Source organism: Microcystis sp. 0824 (assembly GCF_003112475.1).
In the GTDB taxonomy this organism is placed as follows: Bacteria; Cyanobacteriota; Cyanobacteriia; order Cyanobacteriales; family Microcystaceae; genus Microcystis; species Microcystis aeruginosa_C.
Genome location: NZ_BDSM01000025.1, coordinates 132,417 through 148,136 on the forward strand (window position 1 = coordinate 132,417; position 15,720 = coordinate 148,136).

The following is a 15,720-nucleotide window of genomic DNA, read 5'->3' on the forward strand; positions in this document are numbered from 1 at the left end:
TCATAATTAGGGGTCTCAAGACCCCCTAACTGGTGCCGAGAAAACCTTCACCAGCTAAGTATTTTTACTCAAGTCTCTGGAGGGGGACAGCTTATGTGACAGTTGAGGGTGCGGAATGTGGGCATAAAAAAAATCAACATGAGGTGGAAAAGGGTGAGAAGAGGGGTTGCCAAAACCCCTGATGAGTGGGAGCTTGAGGTCAAACTACCTATTTTAGAAGAACTCAAAAAACAGGAAAAAAGAGGAGAGATTGAGATAGGATATTTGGATGAAATGGGATGGGATTCAAAGCCTTGTATTCCTTAGGCTTGGCCAGAAGAAAAAACCACGATAAAGTTACCACCAATTGAAGGTAAAAGACTAAATATTTTAGGAATAATGAAACGAGATAATCAATTATTTTATGAGACACAGGTCGGAACGGTTACTAGCGAGATAGTTATCAATTTTCTGGATAAATATTGCCAAAATATACAGAAAAAAACTGTCATAATAATTGACCAAGCTTCCATTCATACCAGCGATGCATTTATCGAGAAACTTGAGGAATGGGAAAAGAAAAACTTGAAAATATTTTGGTTGCCCACTTATTCACCTCATTTAAATTTAATTGAAATATTATAGCGGTAAGCGCTTGAGTGAGATACAGACCAAGCTTTGCCTAGCATGGTTTATAGCTCGTGATACTGTACCTCATACGACTGCACACCGCTATATGGAGATTTTTAAAATATGAATGGATTGAATTTAGCGCCTATAAAGACCGAAAGAGCCTCCTTGCTTACGTTAAAAAAGTGCTGGACAATTTTGGAGGCGAGTATGTAATTAATTTTGCCTAGGTACTTAACGTTAGAATATTGGCGAGAATATAGAACATATTTTCACATTGGTACAAGCTGGGAACTATCAGAATCAACTATATGTCGGATTGTAAATAAGACGGAAAAAATGCTTTTACAATCGGGAAACTTCCGTTTAAAAGGAAAAAAAGCCCTACTAAATCAAGCAGAGATACCGGTCGTAACGGTAATGGATGTAACGGAAACTCCCATTGAACGCCCCAAAAAGAAACAGAAAGATTTTTTGGGGGGTAAAAGAGGTTATCATACTTTAAAATCCCAATTAGTAGCTGATCAAAATACCGAGGAAATTATCTGTGTCTTTTGTGGAAAAGGTAGAGGTCATGATTTTAGTTTATTTAAAAAAAGTCTAGTTCTTTTTCATCCTTTAACTACCAGCATAGAAGACAGTAATTATCAGGGAATAGCTGCATACCATAGTAATAGTTATACACCGAAAAAGAAATCGAAAAATAGAAAATTAACAGAATTAGAAAAAGAGTATAACAAGGCTTTAGCCAAAGAAAGGATTATCATTGAACATATAAATAGGAAACTCAAAACCTTTAAAATCTTATCCTGTAAATATCGGAATCGTCGTCGAAGATATAGTTTAAGATTTAACCTGTTGGCGGCTATTTATAACTGTGAGTTAGGGATAGGTATAGCAGCTTCTTAAAAGTTGCCTAAAGATTAATCAAGTTAAGGAAAATTTATTCTCAATTATAAAAATTGAGATAGTTTGTGCCGCTTAAATAAAGAGGTTTTGATAACCAAATTAAAGCAGCTCTAAAGAGTTTTGAGTTAAAAGTTAAACTTCAAGTTTTCATTCAGGACGAATGTACTGGTTAACTAATTTTTTGGGGAAAATTAGTTAACCCATCATTATAACATATAATTAATTTGCAAGAGTTCTAGTTTTGAGTTAAAAGTTAAACTTCAAGTTTTCATTCAGGACGAATGTACTGATTAACTAATTTTTTGGGGAAAATTAGTTAACCCATCACTATAACATATAATTAATTTGCAAGACTTCTATTAAAAACCGACTCACGGGAGACATCTATACCCTAACATCGAAGCCGCCGATGCACCTGGGCGGCAATAGTCCACCCTCGATCAATACAGCGTTCATTAAAACCCATCTTCCGCACTTCTTAACATTCAATTGATAATTTTTACTAATACATTGCTTACAACCCTTTGCCAGTAAGGATTATAGCTACAATGATGGATTTTTATCAAGGTGAAGAATTGTAATTGGTTTTCTCAGAAAAAATCAATTATTGAAAATAGTTCTCAATAGTATTCTCTACAATGACAGTTTTTCGTAAAAACATCTTGGGGAATGTAAAAACATATAAAAATATATGAAGATGTGCGGAATGTCGGTTAAAACTGATGTTAGAATAAAAAAGCCAACGCACCCAGGTGTGCCAAGATGAGCGAATTGGTGGTTCTGGCCAGACAAAATGCTTGACCAAAGTAAAATACCTAACAACAGGGGCGACATTGTTTGTAAATGAGGAATCGCAACATAATCAAGTTTTGTTATCTGCTGCCGGGCAGTCAGTGGATTTAAAACAGATGCTTGTGGAGGGGAATCTGGACGGGGTTTCAAGCCAGAGATGACTTGGGACTAGACAAACCCGATGAAACAAGAATCTCCCGTCAAGCTACGCTGTGACGGTGAGAGTGTCAATGTAAAGCCGTGCTTCTAGCACGGGGTTTCCCACCCAGTTTTTCTGATGAATTCGGCAAGCTCACCTGCTCAGATTGCGATTATTGGCATGGCTGGACTGTTCCCAGGAGCCAAGGATCTGGCTACCTACTGGCAAAATATTCTTAGTAAAGTCAGCGCCATTCGAGAAGCCCCTGATGACTGGAATCCGGCTAATTCTAGGGATGATAATGGCGGCTTATATACCCGTAAAGGGGGGTTTCTTGATGATATCGCCGAATTCGATCCCCTAGAATTTGGCATTATGCCCAACTCCATTGAGGGGGGCGATCCGGATCATTTTCTCTCCCTGAAAATTGCCCGGGATGCCTTGAAAGATGCCGACTATCTTGATCGCCCTTTCAACCGTGAAAAAGCTGGCATTATCTTGGGGCGCGGCACTTACTTCAATCGGGGTTTTGGCACGGTCATCCAACATGGTCTGATCGCCGATCAAACCATAGAACTGTTACAGCAAATCGTCCCCACTCTCGATGCCCAAACCTTGGGCCAGATCCGCCAAGAGCTAAAGGCCAGCTTGCCCCCCTTTAATGCCGAGATGTCCCCTGGATTAGTACCTAATGTGGTGACTGGACGCATTGCCAACCGTCTCGATTTAATGGGGCCTAACTACTTGGTGGATGGAGCTTGCGCTTCCTCTTTGATTGCCGTTGATTTAGCAATCCAAGAACTGTTGAGCGGTCGCTGCGACATGATGCTGGCCGGTGGAGTCCAAGCCTCCACACCACCCCAAGTTCACATGGTCTTCAGCCAACTTGATGCCCTCTCCCGTTCTACCATCAAGCCTTTTGACCAGTCTGCCGACGGAACTCTCCTCAGTGAGGGGTTGGGAATTTTAGTGCTCAAGCGCCTAGCTGATGCCCAAAGAGACGGTGATCGCATCTACGCAGTTATTCAAGGTATTGGCACTGCCAGCGATGGCAAAGGTTTGGGACTGTTAGCTCCCCGTTGGCAAGGGCAGGTACTGGCCATCCAGCGAGCTTACGAGAATAGCAGCATTGATCCAGACACAGTTACTCTTGTGGAAGCTCACGGCACGGGGATGCCTCTGGGAGATAGGACTGAAATTAAGTCCCTCACCCACATCTTTGGCCAACGTCAGGGAGAGATGCCCCACCGGGCCATAGGTTCGGTCAAATCAGCGATCGGCCACTGCATTCCCGCCTCCGGAGCCGCCAGTCTGATTAAAATGGCTTTAGCTCTTTATTATAAAGTCTTACCTCCTACCCTCTGTCAGCAGCCTCACCCCTGTCTAGAGGAAGAAAAGACTTCATTTTACGTCAATACAGAAGCCCGTCCTTGGATTAACGGACAGAGCAAAGAACCCCGTCGTGCTGGTATTGATGCCTTTGGTTTTGGGGGCATCGATGCTCACGCCATTTTGGAAGAATACGATCGCTCCCCTGATCTCCCAGAGAGGAAGCTGCCCTGTTCATGGCCCACAGAATTGTTCATTTTTTCGGGAGAGGAGACAGCCAATCTCATTGATTTAGTTGAACAGGTAGAGCGGCGGCTGCAGTCATCCCCCAATCTGCTCCTTTCTGACTTAGCTTATACCCTAGCTAACCGTAATCCTAGCCCTCACCGTCTGGCTATAGTTGCCAGCGAGAAGACGGATTTACAAGCCAAACTCCAACTGGCCAAGTCAAAACTAGCAGAACCTGGACGGACTCGTTTCCAGACTCGCAGTGGCATTTACTACGCTCAGGTACATCCAGAAGCCGAAGTAGGTAAAACCGCTTTCCTATTTCCAGGAGAGGGATCTCAGTACCCCAATATGCTCTCAGATATCTGTCTCCACTTCCCGAAAGTGCGGGCTTGGTTCGACTTTTTAGATGATATATTTGGCAAAAATAGGAATTATCCGCCAAGTTACTTTATTTTTCCGCCGCCCACAGGCTTGAGCGAGGAGCAACGCCTCCTAGCAGCCAAAGAGTTGTATAACCTAGATCTGGCAACGGAGACAGTCTTTACTGCTAGTATGGCTCTCTACGAACTGCTCAAAGATCTGGAAATCCAGTGTGACGTGATGGTTGGTCACAGTACGGGAGAAAATACAGCCCTGATTGCATCTGGAACTATCCAACTGGCCAGCCGCCAAGAAATGGGGCAGAAAATTCTTGAACTTAACCAAATTTACCTAGATTTGACAGCAGAAGACCGCATTCCCCGAGGGACTCTGCTCACTGTTGGTGCCGTGGAAACTGCCATTTTGGCGGAGATGGTCGCCCAATCTTCGGGGCAACTCTACCTAGCCATGGACAACTGTCCTAACCAAGCCGTTCTCTTTGGTAATGAAGAGGCCATCAAGCAAGCGGCCAATCAACTCAGGGAATTAGGGGGAATCTGTACCCGTCTGCCCTTTGATCGTGCCTACCATACGCCCTTGTTTAACCAAGTGGCAGAAGCTCTCAGGGAATACTATCAGGGGTTGACCGTTGGACCAGGGCATACCCAACTCTACACTTGCGCTACGGCCGCTCCTTTCCCGCCAACACCACCGGAAATTCGAGAATTGGCCCTGAGCCAGTGGTCGAGCCAGGTGCGCTTCCGGGAAACGATTGGCCACCTCTATGAACAGGGAGTCAGAACTTTTGTCGAGGTCGGTCCGTCGAGCAATCTCAGCAACTTCGTTAGAGATATTCTCTCCGGGCAAGACTGCTTGGTTCTGGCCAGCAGCAGCCAACGTCGTTCCAGTCTCGAACAAATTCAACATCTGTTAGCCCAGTTATTTGTCAACGGTCGCGCCCTCAATTTTGCTCCTCTCTACCAATACCGGCAAGTGAACCTAGTAAACCTAGAGACTGCCTCTCTAGAAGCAGCAGGCAAAGGTAGGCAGAAAAGGCTCTTGGACTTGACCATGCCCAAGATGAAACTTACATCAGCTTTTGTCCACACCCTTGAGCAGAAGCTCCCCTCTGTGCCGCCAGTGGCAACGGGTAGAGAGGGCATAGTCCAGAAGAATATTGAACTACCCTCAACTTTGCCGGTTTCCCTCCCAGAGAAGTCTCCTCTACAAGAGCAGATTTCTTCCCCCAGTTTCTCTGCTTTGTTCCCCGATATTCGTCTTCCCGTCTTCTTGAGTCACTTGGATTTGATGGAGGAATTCCTCAATAGTCAAGCTAGGACGATCAGCAGTTTCTATACAAACCCATTCTCTGATCAGCAGCAAGAAGCGGTTGGTCTGCCGATGCTTGATGTAGAATCTGTTCCCCTCAGCTTTTCAGAGGCTTGGCCTTTCCTAGGGGAGATTATTGAGAAGGGCGAAGGCTACCTCTACTGCCGGCGACATTTCGATCTCCACTGGGATGACTTCATCTATGACCATATGCTAGGAGGCCCCTGGTCCCATCGGCAGGCTGGTGAATTTCCCTTGCCCGTGATTCCCTTTACCGTCAGCATGGAAATTATCGCAGAAGCTGCTGCCTTCCTCTGTGATGGACAGCAATGGGTCAGTCAGGTTGACAACGTGCGTAGCTATCGCTGGCTGGCTCTGGAACAGGGACACTTGGTTCTCGACATCGTTGCCCAACTGCAAGAGCAATTAGCACCAGATATTTGGGATGTCCACGTCCAACTGTTTCAGCCGTCGCGGGGCAGCGAGCGCCGTTTAGTCTTTGAGGGTGATGTCAGGCTCACCTCTCAACTAAATCCATCACCACCAGCAACCCCTTGCCAGTGGCAGGACTCCCAACCCTCACGCTGGTCAGACGAGCAACTTTATACGGAAGGTATGTTCCACGGTCCGCGACTCCAGGGGGTCAAGCATATTCGCCAGGTCAGCCAGCAAGGGATTGAAGCTGATCTAGAAGTGATGCGCGTCGATAATTTTTTTAGAGATATTGCCAGACCCATCTTTCAGATTGATGCGCCACTTTTGGATGCGGCCGCCCAGTTAGTGGCCTACTGGGGTTCGGAGTTCTTTGGGGTGAATTTTCATACTTTTCCTTTCAGTGTTAGGGTTTTCGAGCAATATGCTCCTCCCTTGCCTGCCGGAACTCCCATCTCCTGTCGTGGTTGGTTAAGCTTTGACGGCGAGCGACAGCTTCAAGGTAATTTTGAGTTTCTCAACAGCGAAGACCTTGTGATTGCTCGCGTGTTCGGATTACTGGAAATCTTTATTCGTGTCCCTCTGGAGTATCATCAACTCCGCCGGGAGCCGCAAGTGGCCTACTGGTCCGAGCCTTGGCAAGAGGAACTAGGTCTGCTCTCCCGCCGGCTGACCTTAGTTCCCGTCAACTTTTTGGATGAATTGGGAGGGGTGATTAAATATATCATCGCTCACCTGATTTTCACCCAATCAGAGCGAGAATTTTGGTACAGTTTACCAGAGCAGGGTTCCGAGCGTAAGCAGTGGCTCTTAGGGAGTTTGGTGGCCAAGGAAACTATTCGCCAGTTTGCCTTGCAAAAATTTGACTTGGCTCTGGGCCCCCTAGACGTGCAACTCTTCCCCACCGAGAGCGGTAACTTGCAAGTGTACTGCCCTCCACTGGAGAGGATGGGAGTAGTGCCTGAGGTTTCAATCAGCCAGAATCAGAACGTTTTTGTCGCCGCTGCGGTTGAACCAAGTATTGATCATCAAGAAAACTAACAGGCAGCCTTTGACAAGAGCGGCTAAGTGACTATAATGTAAACACAACATTAATTCTTGTTCAGTTGTTGTTTTTGAAAAGTGAGGTTAATTAATTTATGTCTGGGAAACAAAGTTTAATTTTTAGCCAAGAAGAGATCGAAGCCCAAGTAATTGCTGTCTTAGAAAATATGACGGCCGATTGGGAATTGGAGGATGGCGGCAAAATAGATACAGAAACTCGCCTAATGGAAGATTTGGCTTTTGAATCGATCGATGTGGTGCAGTTGGTAGTAGCACTAGAAAAGAACTTTGAGCGCAAGGGATTACCCTTTGAACAACTGTTTATGAGGGATGGAGACTACGTTGATGAACTGGAAGTGAAAGAGATTGTTGAGTTCCTGCACAAAAATCTACAATAACTATAACAACTAATAGGAACTTGATACTCCCACGGGTAAACGCGTGGGATTCTTTGAAAGAGGATTTTTATGAATAAAGTTTTGATGATTGGACTCGATGGAGCGACCTTCTCTCTCTTGAATCCTTTGATGGAGGATGGTGTTATGCCATTCTTGCAGCGATTTGTCAAGCAGGGAGTGTGGGCAGATTTAATGTCAACCCCTAATCCCCTCACCCCGCCGGGATGGGTATCGATGATCACTGGCATGAGTCCTGATGCTCACGGTATCCATGATTTTTTGTATCCTGAACAGGTTGGCGAACAAATCTTTCTCAAGGTCAATGACTCCCGCAATGTTCGCTGTGAAACAGTCTGGTCGATGGCCAATCGCTATGGCAAACGAGTAACGGCTTTGAACTTTTTTGGCATGGCTCCTCCCCCGCCTCTTGACGGCTATTCCATCTCTGGTTTCGTCACTTGGAAGCATTTACGGAGTGCCACCCACCCCTCTCAACTAATTGATACCATCAAAAACTTGCCTAATTTTGACTACAAACATTTAGGGATGGATATCACGGAAGAAAAGAAAACCATTCAAGGCATACCAGAAGAAGAATACGAAGATTGGATCGCCATTCATTCCCAGAGAACGAAAACTTGGGCTGATTTACTCGCTTATCTGATGACAAACGATCCCACGGATTTAACTGCCATTGTCCTGGACAGTCCCGACAAGCTGCAACACTTTTTCTGGCGCTATCTCTATCCTCCACTGATGGGGACTGATGCCGATCCAAAAGAGAGCCAAATTCGAGAACTCTGTATTCAGCACTATCGAGAGTTAGATGGCATGATCGAGCAGTTGGTGCAGTTGGCAGGACCGGAAACTAATGTCCTTCTGACCTCAGATCATGGATTCGGCACAACAACAGAAGTTGTGTATCTCAATGAATGGCTGGCCTGTCAAGGATACCTAACTTGGGGGGAAACAGCCCAGACGGATACGGACGGCAAGTTAACAGCAGACAGGATGAAAGATCATCTCATGCTGATTGACTGGCAGAAGACCATTGCCTATTGCCCTACCCCTAGCAGTAATGGCATTTACATTAAGAAAGAGACTCCTCTCAATCATGGTGTTAAAAAAGAAGATTACCAGCAATTTTGCCAAAGCTTGCAGCAACAACTTCTTGACTACAGAAATCCAGCCGACGGGGAACCGATCTTTCTGGAAGTCACTTTAAACCGAGCTAAACTTGCTGGAAAAGCAGAAGCGGAAAATTCCCCTGACATGACTGTCAGGTTGCGGGATGGGGGCTTTGTTTCCATTTTGAAATCCACAGAGGTGGTCAGGCCTAGAGTCAAACCCGATGGAACTCACCGTCCGGCTGGAATTTTCATCGGTTCTGGTCCCGATTTTGTCAGCGGCCAACACGTACAGCCCCTATCTATTCTCGATATTACGCCTTTATTGTTATATTGCTTGCAACTGCCAATTCCCACTAATCTAGAAGGAAGAGTTCCCCAAGAAGTTCTCAAACCTGAAGTTCTTAAGTCTCGTCCCATTAATTATCAAGACTTCTCTGACAGTTGGGAGCAGGAAAGTGACGAAGAGGAAGCAGAAATTTCTGAGACCGAAAAAGAGGCTCTTCTCCATCAACTTCAGTTACTGGGTTATATGGAATAAATCTGATTGGACATCTCCAAGAATTGGGTTATGACCGTTATAATACCGATTTAAAATCCCAGTTTCCGGAGATGTCTAATCTAACTTTCTCAACTTTACCCTTTAAAGACAATGCCTACAGTTCAAGTTGATCCAGTTCACCAGATATCTTTAAACTACCAATGCTTGGGAGAAGGGGAAGATTTATTGCTTATCCATGGGCTAGGAGCTAACCTAGCCTTTTGGTATCCCGGTATCGCTTCTGCCCTTGCCCAGCACTACCGCGTGATTATTTATGACCTCAGAGGCCATGGCAAAAGTACAATATCTGACTCTGGCTATACTCTGACTCGGATGGTACAAGACCTGCGAGTGCTGCTTGAGTATCTCGAAGTCGAAAAAGTTCATCTTGTCGGGCATAGTTTTGGAGCGAGGGTTGCTCTCCTTTATAGCATTTCCCATGCTCAGCAAGTTAAGTCTCTGACAGTAGCAGATACTCAATTACAATGCTTGCAAGCCAAGATGCGGCTGCGGGATTGGCCTCATTGGCAGAGTTGGCGACAAAAACTTCTAGAACAAGGAGCACCCCTGCCGTCAGAAGATCAGATTATTGATTTTCACCTGCTCGACCAGTTGAATACAACTGTCAATGAACTGACCAAACCTTCCTTAAAAAACCGTGATATGGGCAGAAAAGGAAAGGAGCGATGGCAAAAATTGATGGCAACTGCTGCCAAGCAAGAATTTGAGCAGGAAACTGAAATAACGACGGCTAAATTGTCACAAATTATTCAACCAACTCTAGCAATTTATGGAGAGAAGTCTCACTGTCTGCCGACTTGCTCCCAGTTAAAGAACTTACTTCCCAATTGTTCGGAGGTAATTATTCCAGAAGTAGGACACTTTTTTCCCGTGATTAAACCCGATCAATTTGTGCAAGTGATCTTGAATTTTTGCCAGAAGGACAATCGGTTTTTAGAGAGAAAGTTGTTGGTCAGTCCAGCTTTAGAAAAATAGTGATAACTACTGCTTTTCTACAACAGCATCTCCGTCATGACTTGAGAAAATTGGGAACCAACAGTCCATGTCTAATCAACAGAAAGTGGCAATTGTTACAGGTGGCAGTCGAGGCATTGGTAGAGCGACTTGTTTAGCTCTTGCTGGGCAAGGCTTTTCTGTTGTCGTCGTCGGCACCAACCCTGAGCGCATTGAGCAGACTCTCAACTTAATCAATGATAAATGCAATCCTTCTCCAGCTTCCCATCTCGGACTAGCACTAGATGTTAGAAAGGAAGCAGATATGGAGGAAATGGTCAACCAAACAGTCGCCCATTTTGGTAACATTGACTTACTTGTTGCTAGTGCTGGATTGGGTAAAAAAGTCAGATCAGATCGTTCACTACCCCGTCCGACTACTGAACTTTCCTTAGATGAATGGCACGATCTCTTGGAAGTTAACCTAACAGGAATATTCTTAAGCAATCGTGCCGTTTTGCCGATCATGATCTCACAAGCATCGGGTCAGATTGTGAATATTTGCTCGTCAACAACACCCTATGGCTTAAGGGGGGAACCTTACGCTCCCGCTTATTGTGCCTCCAAGTTTGGCGTGGTAGGATTAACTGAATCCCTTGCTGAAGAGGTGCGCCCCTATGGTATTCGTGTGCAAGCAATCTTTCCTGGTTTGGTAGAAACTGGCATGATTGCTAAAACTGCATTAGCCCGTCGTTATGGTGGACTGCTCACAGTAGAAGATGTGGCAGCAATTATTGTTTATTTAACTCAACAGCAAGACGATACTGTAATTGTCCACCCCCACCTACTTCCTGTTTTAGAAAGATAATCGAGGGGATTGTCAAGGAGAAGATTTAATTATGAGCGAGCAAACAGGGTCTAATTTAACCGATCAAGTCACAATTATTACAGGAGCTAGTGGAGGCATCGGTCTTGCCTGTGCCAAGCGACTCTTGAGCCAACACCATAAAGTGGTATTAGTAGATATCAATCCAGAAAAATTGGCTAGTACCGTCGAAGAATTAGTTACAATTGCTGCACCAGAGCAAATTCTCAGCTTGGTACTTAGTGTCTGTGATGAAAATGATATGGCGGCAATGGCCAGCAAAACAGTAGCTCATTTCGGGCGGATTGACAACCTCATTGCTTGCGCTGGTATTCTGCGAGTGGGAGAGGATTTGAAAACAATCTGGCAAACCTCTTTGGAGGAATGGCGGGCAGTGATTGAAACTAATTTAACGGGGACTTTTTTGAGCAATCGAGCCGTTATCCCCACGATGATTGAACAGAAACAAGGGGATATTATTAATATTTCTTCAGTTTCTGGCCGTCAAGGTCGGCCCTTCGATGGCCCTTATTGCGCTTCCAAATTTGGCATTATTGGACTGTCTGAATCCCTGTCGGAAGAGGTTTCCGCTTGGGGAGTGCGGGTACAGACTATTTTACCAGATGCCATTGATACACCTCTGTGGAATCAAAATGGCCCAAGTGTGCCTAAACCAACTTACGCTCTTCCTCCAGAAAGGGTGGCTGAGTTTATTAGCTATCTTCTGAGTTTACCTAGAGATACTTTCTTGCTCAATCCCGTCCTGATGGCTTTTAAGAGCCGCAAAAAACGTCCTAAGATTAAGTAACGGACTGGCCTAAAAATGACACCCCCGCCGATAAATCGGCGGACTTCTGCTGACAGTAAGTTAAAGCTTACTAAGGCCTACCGAGCCAGACTTCTAGCCCTCCTCGCGGGTTGTCAGTATAGACCCACTTGCCATTTTCCCTCACGGCGATTTTAGGTGCAAAAGGATTGGCCGTACCCGCAAAAAATCCGTGGGGAGTCGAAACTAAATTTCGCAAGCCAATATTGTAGGGATTGCCAAACCCGTGCTGCTCCACTGGCAGCCAGTTTTCTCCGTCATAAGTTCGCCACAATTCAAACCCACTTTGATTTTTGATGAGATTTTCTAGTCCCACTTTATCCAGATAGCGCCGCGCTCGCTCTTCCAGTTTAGTGTGATCGAACCAGGAGAGAATAACACTACCATTACAAGTTCCTAAATAAAGCCAACCGTCATGAATTCCCATGTGCCAAAAATAGCCATTAAAAAAATTGCCAAATCCTGGTTGTAGATAGCTAATAGGGCGTTTTTCGCCTTGGGGAGTCTGACGGGGGGAACCTACCACTAGCTCCCAACTATCATCGGGAAAAATGCGGATCAATTCCCCGGGTGCAGGTCCGATGCGATTGATAATATCATACCCAGAGTTTTGAATCGCACTCCCCACATATAAGGCATCGTTGAAAACCATCATGCAGGCTGCAATCTGGTTGAGCGGGCCGCGATAGGCTCCTTGGTCAATCACCTTTACCCACTTATAGGGGGGTTGGCCCAGACAGTCACTCCGCCAAACTTGGAACCCAGTACAATTGAAAGTACCGGCGTAAAGCTGATCTCGAAAAGGACAGACAGCAAACACGGCTTCATTGGTCGGATCACCAAAACCGTTAAGGCTACAGGGCAGCCATTTTCCTCCCAGAGGATCACTGCTTTCGTAAATAATGGTGTAGTCTGAGGTATTGTGCTTACTGTTGCGAGAGCCAGTGGGAGAAGTATATAGCTTACCACGAAAGGGAACTAAAAACCTGATACTGGTGATCGGCAGGCCGACAATACCATATTCAGAAGCAGGCTGGAAAGTCTCTCCATCTTCAGACCGTAAGATTAAAGCTCCAGGTGCTCGGCCAGGGCAGGTACTCGCCACATACAGGGCGGGCTGGGAATCGGATTCTCCCTGGAAAACCATCATGTGGCGGTAGCCCATCTCCCTCGGCACCATTCCCCCCTCACTGCCCACTACCATTGGAGATTGGTAAACATATCGCCATTCTTTGGTCACGGGATTGTAACGCCAGATTTGGGAGCGTCGATCTACTTGCTCATATAAGCCCTCCACATCATCGGGACATTCAATTGGCCAGACCTCAAGCCCCCATTCTTCAATGCAGCGATGCAATTTGAGAGCACAGAGCAGAGAGCGGGTTGTACCCACAAATAAATGATCTTTAAACCACGCCATAGAGTGGGCGTGAGTATTGTGTCCATCGCCGAAACCATTTTCGCAGATCTTCGAGAAATTGGGAAATTTCAGTCCTGCAGGAGGGGAAGGGTCAAAGGGTCGCTGTCTAGGCGAATTAACCATATTTGGGATACAATAAGTGACAAAGTTAAGGAATATTATTATAACTCCTAAATTTACTCATGTCGGCCACCCCACCCTTATTTATTCTGGCTTCTCCCCGTTCGTTTACTTCTCTAACCAGCGCCATGTTAGGGCAGCACCCAGAGACTTATGGAGTCCCAGAAATCAATCTTTTTTATGCTGATACAATCGAAGATATTCTCCAGCGCCTGAAAGATGAAGGACAGGCTCGAAAAACCCACGGACTTTTACGCACTATTGCCCAACTCTATGCTGGAGAACAGAGTTTCCCGGCCATTAAAATGGCCCATCGCTGGCTCATGCAACGTTCCCATAAGACTGGAGGAGAAGTGTATCTCGAACTGTGTGAGAAAGTTCAACCCCTGTGCATTGTCGATAAGTCTCCCGCTTATTCTCTATTTATTGAAAATCTTCAAAGAATTCCCAAGACTTTCCCTGATTCATACTACCTCCACCTCGTCCGCCATCCGCGAGGACAAGGAGAATCGGTCATGAAACTGGTACCGGAGGTTCGCATCGGCAAAGCCCCGAAAAAAGCTATTTTCGGAGCGCCTAAAACTCCTAACCCAACTATGCTTAACACTCTAGATCCCGGCCAAAAAACTGCTGTGATTGACTATCAATTTCTCTGGTATCGGATGCAGAGCAGAATTATGGAATTCTTGGAATCTATACCATCCGAAAAACAAATGCGGCTGCGGGGAGAAGATTTGTTGGGCAATCCCCCTCTTTACTTTGAGAAAATCTGTCGCTGGTTAGGCTTGTCTTGGAATGAAGCAGCCTTTGAAGCGATGTTACATCCAGAAGACTCCCCTTTTTCTTCCCCAGGTCCTTTGGGAGCGCAATTTGGTAACGATCCTAACTTTTTAAAGAACCCGGTTTTCCGACCCAAAAATATTACCTTACCAAAGTTAGAAGGACCTTTACCTTGGCGTTCAGATGGCAAAGGATTCAGTCCAAAAGTGATCGAAATGGCTCAGTTTTTAGGATATGATTGAAAGCCCTAAAGGACTTGCCTAGGAATAATATCCCAGCCAGACAATCGCTTACCTCAATAGTGGGCAATGACCTCCTCTTTGGCTTGGCCGACTGGACAACGATTTCCTCTTTGGGGCTGCTGATAGCGATTGGTTCTGCTATATTAGCAAAAAAGGATTTAATTTTGAGTGATGATCGAGATTTATCTTGCAAGCCTAATTGTCGCCTTTAATACTGTGTCAGTCAATCTTTATGATATTCTCACTCCAGAGAATAACTTCCTGACTCAACCAATTGCCCAGAGAAGGCGAACTGCTCAGATGAGGCGAGGAAGACCCGAGCAATTTTCTGGCCAAGACGGTCTAATTTTAGAAAAACTGGTGCGGCAAAACCAAGAAAGGAGTTATTACCTCTATATTCCCCGTTCCTATCAAGCGAATAAGCCGATGCCCTTGCTCTTAGCGTTTCACGGGGGTGTCAGTCAAGGTAATAGTATGGCGGTCAAAACTGGTTTTAATAAGATAGCCGAGCGTGAGGGCTTTATTGTCGCCTATCCTAATGGTCTTGATCGGGGTGCTTATGGTCAGTGGAGTGACGGTCGCCATTTGCCAGCCAATGATTCGATTGATGATGTTTCTTTTATGAAAGTGCTAATCAAACACTTATCTAAAACCAGAAATATTGATCAAAAGAGAATCTACGCTACTGGCGGTTCTAATGGGGGATTTTTCACCCAAAGGTTAGCTTGTGAAATGTCCGAGCAATTAGCCGCTGTCGCTTCTGTAGCAGCAACACTTCCGCAACCGATGGTATCAAGGTGTAAACCCAAAAGAGCAATTCCCATTCTGATGATCAATGGCACCGAGGATAAACTTGTACCTTGGGCGGGGGGAACGATGGAAATTGGCGCAAACGCTCAGATTCTTTCGGTGCCACAAACAGTAGCCTTTTGGAGAAGCCGCAATGGCTGCTCCACCAGGAACCAAGAGGTGCGACTTCCTGATACGCAAGCGGACGGGACCGAAGTAGTTAAAATTGGATACTTTAATTGCAAGAGTGGTGCGCCGGTAGTGCTTTATCAGATAGAAGGTGGAGGTCACGGCTGGCCTGGCGGACAGACAGATGCACTTCTGGGAAACGATTCTAGGGGAAACACACGAGGGAATCGCGCACGCCAGAGATTGGTTGGTAATACCAGCCAAGATATTAACGCTAGTGAAGTTATCTGGCAATTTTTACAGAAATATTCTCTGTGATTTACCTGTGGTGGCGACAAGTAGGCTAAAAGCTTCT

At 45.6% G+C, this 15,720-nt stretch carries 9 protein-coding genes and 2 pseudogenes; 10 read left to right on the plus strand and 1 reads right to left on the minus strand.

What is annotated here, in order from left to right:
* Window positions 1-123 precede the first annotated feature (123 nt).
* From N0824_RS10355 to N0824_RS10395, 8 genes and pseudogenes are all read left to right on the plus strand, one after another.
* Window positions 124-839: pseudogene (locus tag N0824_RS10355) on the plus strand (transposase); the annotation flags it as partial.
* A 4-nt stretch (window positions 840-843) separates the two neighbouring features.
* Window positions 844-1,518 (plus strand): annotated as a pseudogene (locus N0824_RS10360) (IS5 family transposase); the annotation flags it as partial.
* A gap of 1,069 nt (window positions 1,519-2,587) precedes the next feature.
* Window positions 2,588-7,171 (plus strand): type I polyketide synthase, encoded by a 4,584-nt coding sequence (locus N0824_RS10370; RefSeq protein WP_108936700.1) that lies wholly within the window; start codon window positions 2,588-2,590, stop codon window positions 7,169-7,171.
* Window positions 7,172-7,269: 98 nt separating this feature from the next.
* The gene (locus N0824_RS10375; protein WP_108936701.1) at window positions 7,270-7,572 is read left to right on the plus strand and encodes an acyl carrier protein; all 303 of its coding nucleotides are present in this window, start codon (window positions 7,270-7,272) and stop codon (window positions 7,570-7,572) included.
* A gap of 69 nt (window positions 7,573-7,641) precedes the next feature.
* The gene (locus tag N0824_RS10380) at window positions 7,642-9,240 is read left to right on the plus strand and encodes an alkaline phosphatase family protein (RefSeq protein ID WP_108936702.1); all 1,599 of its coding nucleotides are present in this window, start codon (window positions 7,642-7,644) and stop codon (window positions 9,238-9,240) included.
* A 111-nt stretch (window positions 9,241-9,351) separates the two neighbouring features.
* Window positions 9,352-10,236 carry an alpha/beta fold hydrolase gene (locus N0824_RS10385; protein ID WP_108936703.1) on the plus strand — a complete coding sequence of 295 codons (885 nt, stop codon included), beginning with the start codon at window positions 9,352-9,354 and terminating at the stop codon, window positions 10,234-10,236.
* Window positions 10,237-10,303: 67 nt separating this feature from the next.
* Window positions 10,304-11,062 (plus strand): SDR family oxidoreductase, encoded by a 759-nt coding sequence (locus N0824_RS10390; protein ID WP_108936704.1) that lies wholly within the window; start codon window positions 10,304-10,306, stop codon window positions 11,060-11,062.
* A gap of 31 nt (window positions 11,063-11,093) precedes the next feature.
* Window positions 11,094-11,867, plus strand: a complete 774-nt coding sequence (locus N0824_RS10395) for an SDR family oxidoreductase (protein ID WP_045357576.1) — start codon at window positions 11,094-11,096, stop codon at window positions 11,865-11,867.
* 70 nt (window positions 11,868-11,937) lie between these two features.
* Here N0824_RS10395 and N0824_RS10400 read toward each other — a convergent pair whose 3' ends face one another.
* The gene (locus N0824_RS10400; RefSeq protein WP_223213025.1) at window positions 11,938-13,305 is read right to left on the minus strand and encodes a hypothetical protein; all 1,368 of its coding nucleotides are present in this window, start codon (window positions 13,303-13,305) and stop codon (window positions 11,938-11,940) included.
* A 182-nt stretch (window positions 13,306-13,487) separates the two neighbouring features.
* Between N0824_RS10400 and N0824_RS10405 the strand changes: the two genes are divergently transcribed.
* Together N0824_RS10405 and N0824_RS10410 are read left to right on the plus strand one after the other, a co-directional pair.
* A complete protein-coding gene (locus N0824_RS10405; RefSeq protein ID WP_108936706.1) occupies window positions 13,488-14,447 on the plus strand; it encodes a sulfotransferase in 960 nt (319 codons plus the stop codon).
* A gap of 216 nt (window positions 14,448-14,663) precedes the next feature.
* Complete coding sequence (locus tag N0824_RS10410) at window positions 14,664-15,683, plus strand: PHB depolymerase family esterase (protein WP_233256408.1); 1,020 nt, start codon at window positions 14,664-14,666, stop codon at window positions 15,681-15,683.
* Window positions 15,684-15,720 lie beyond the last annotated feature (37 nt).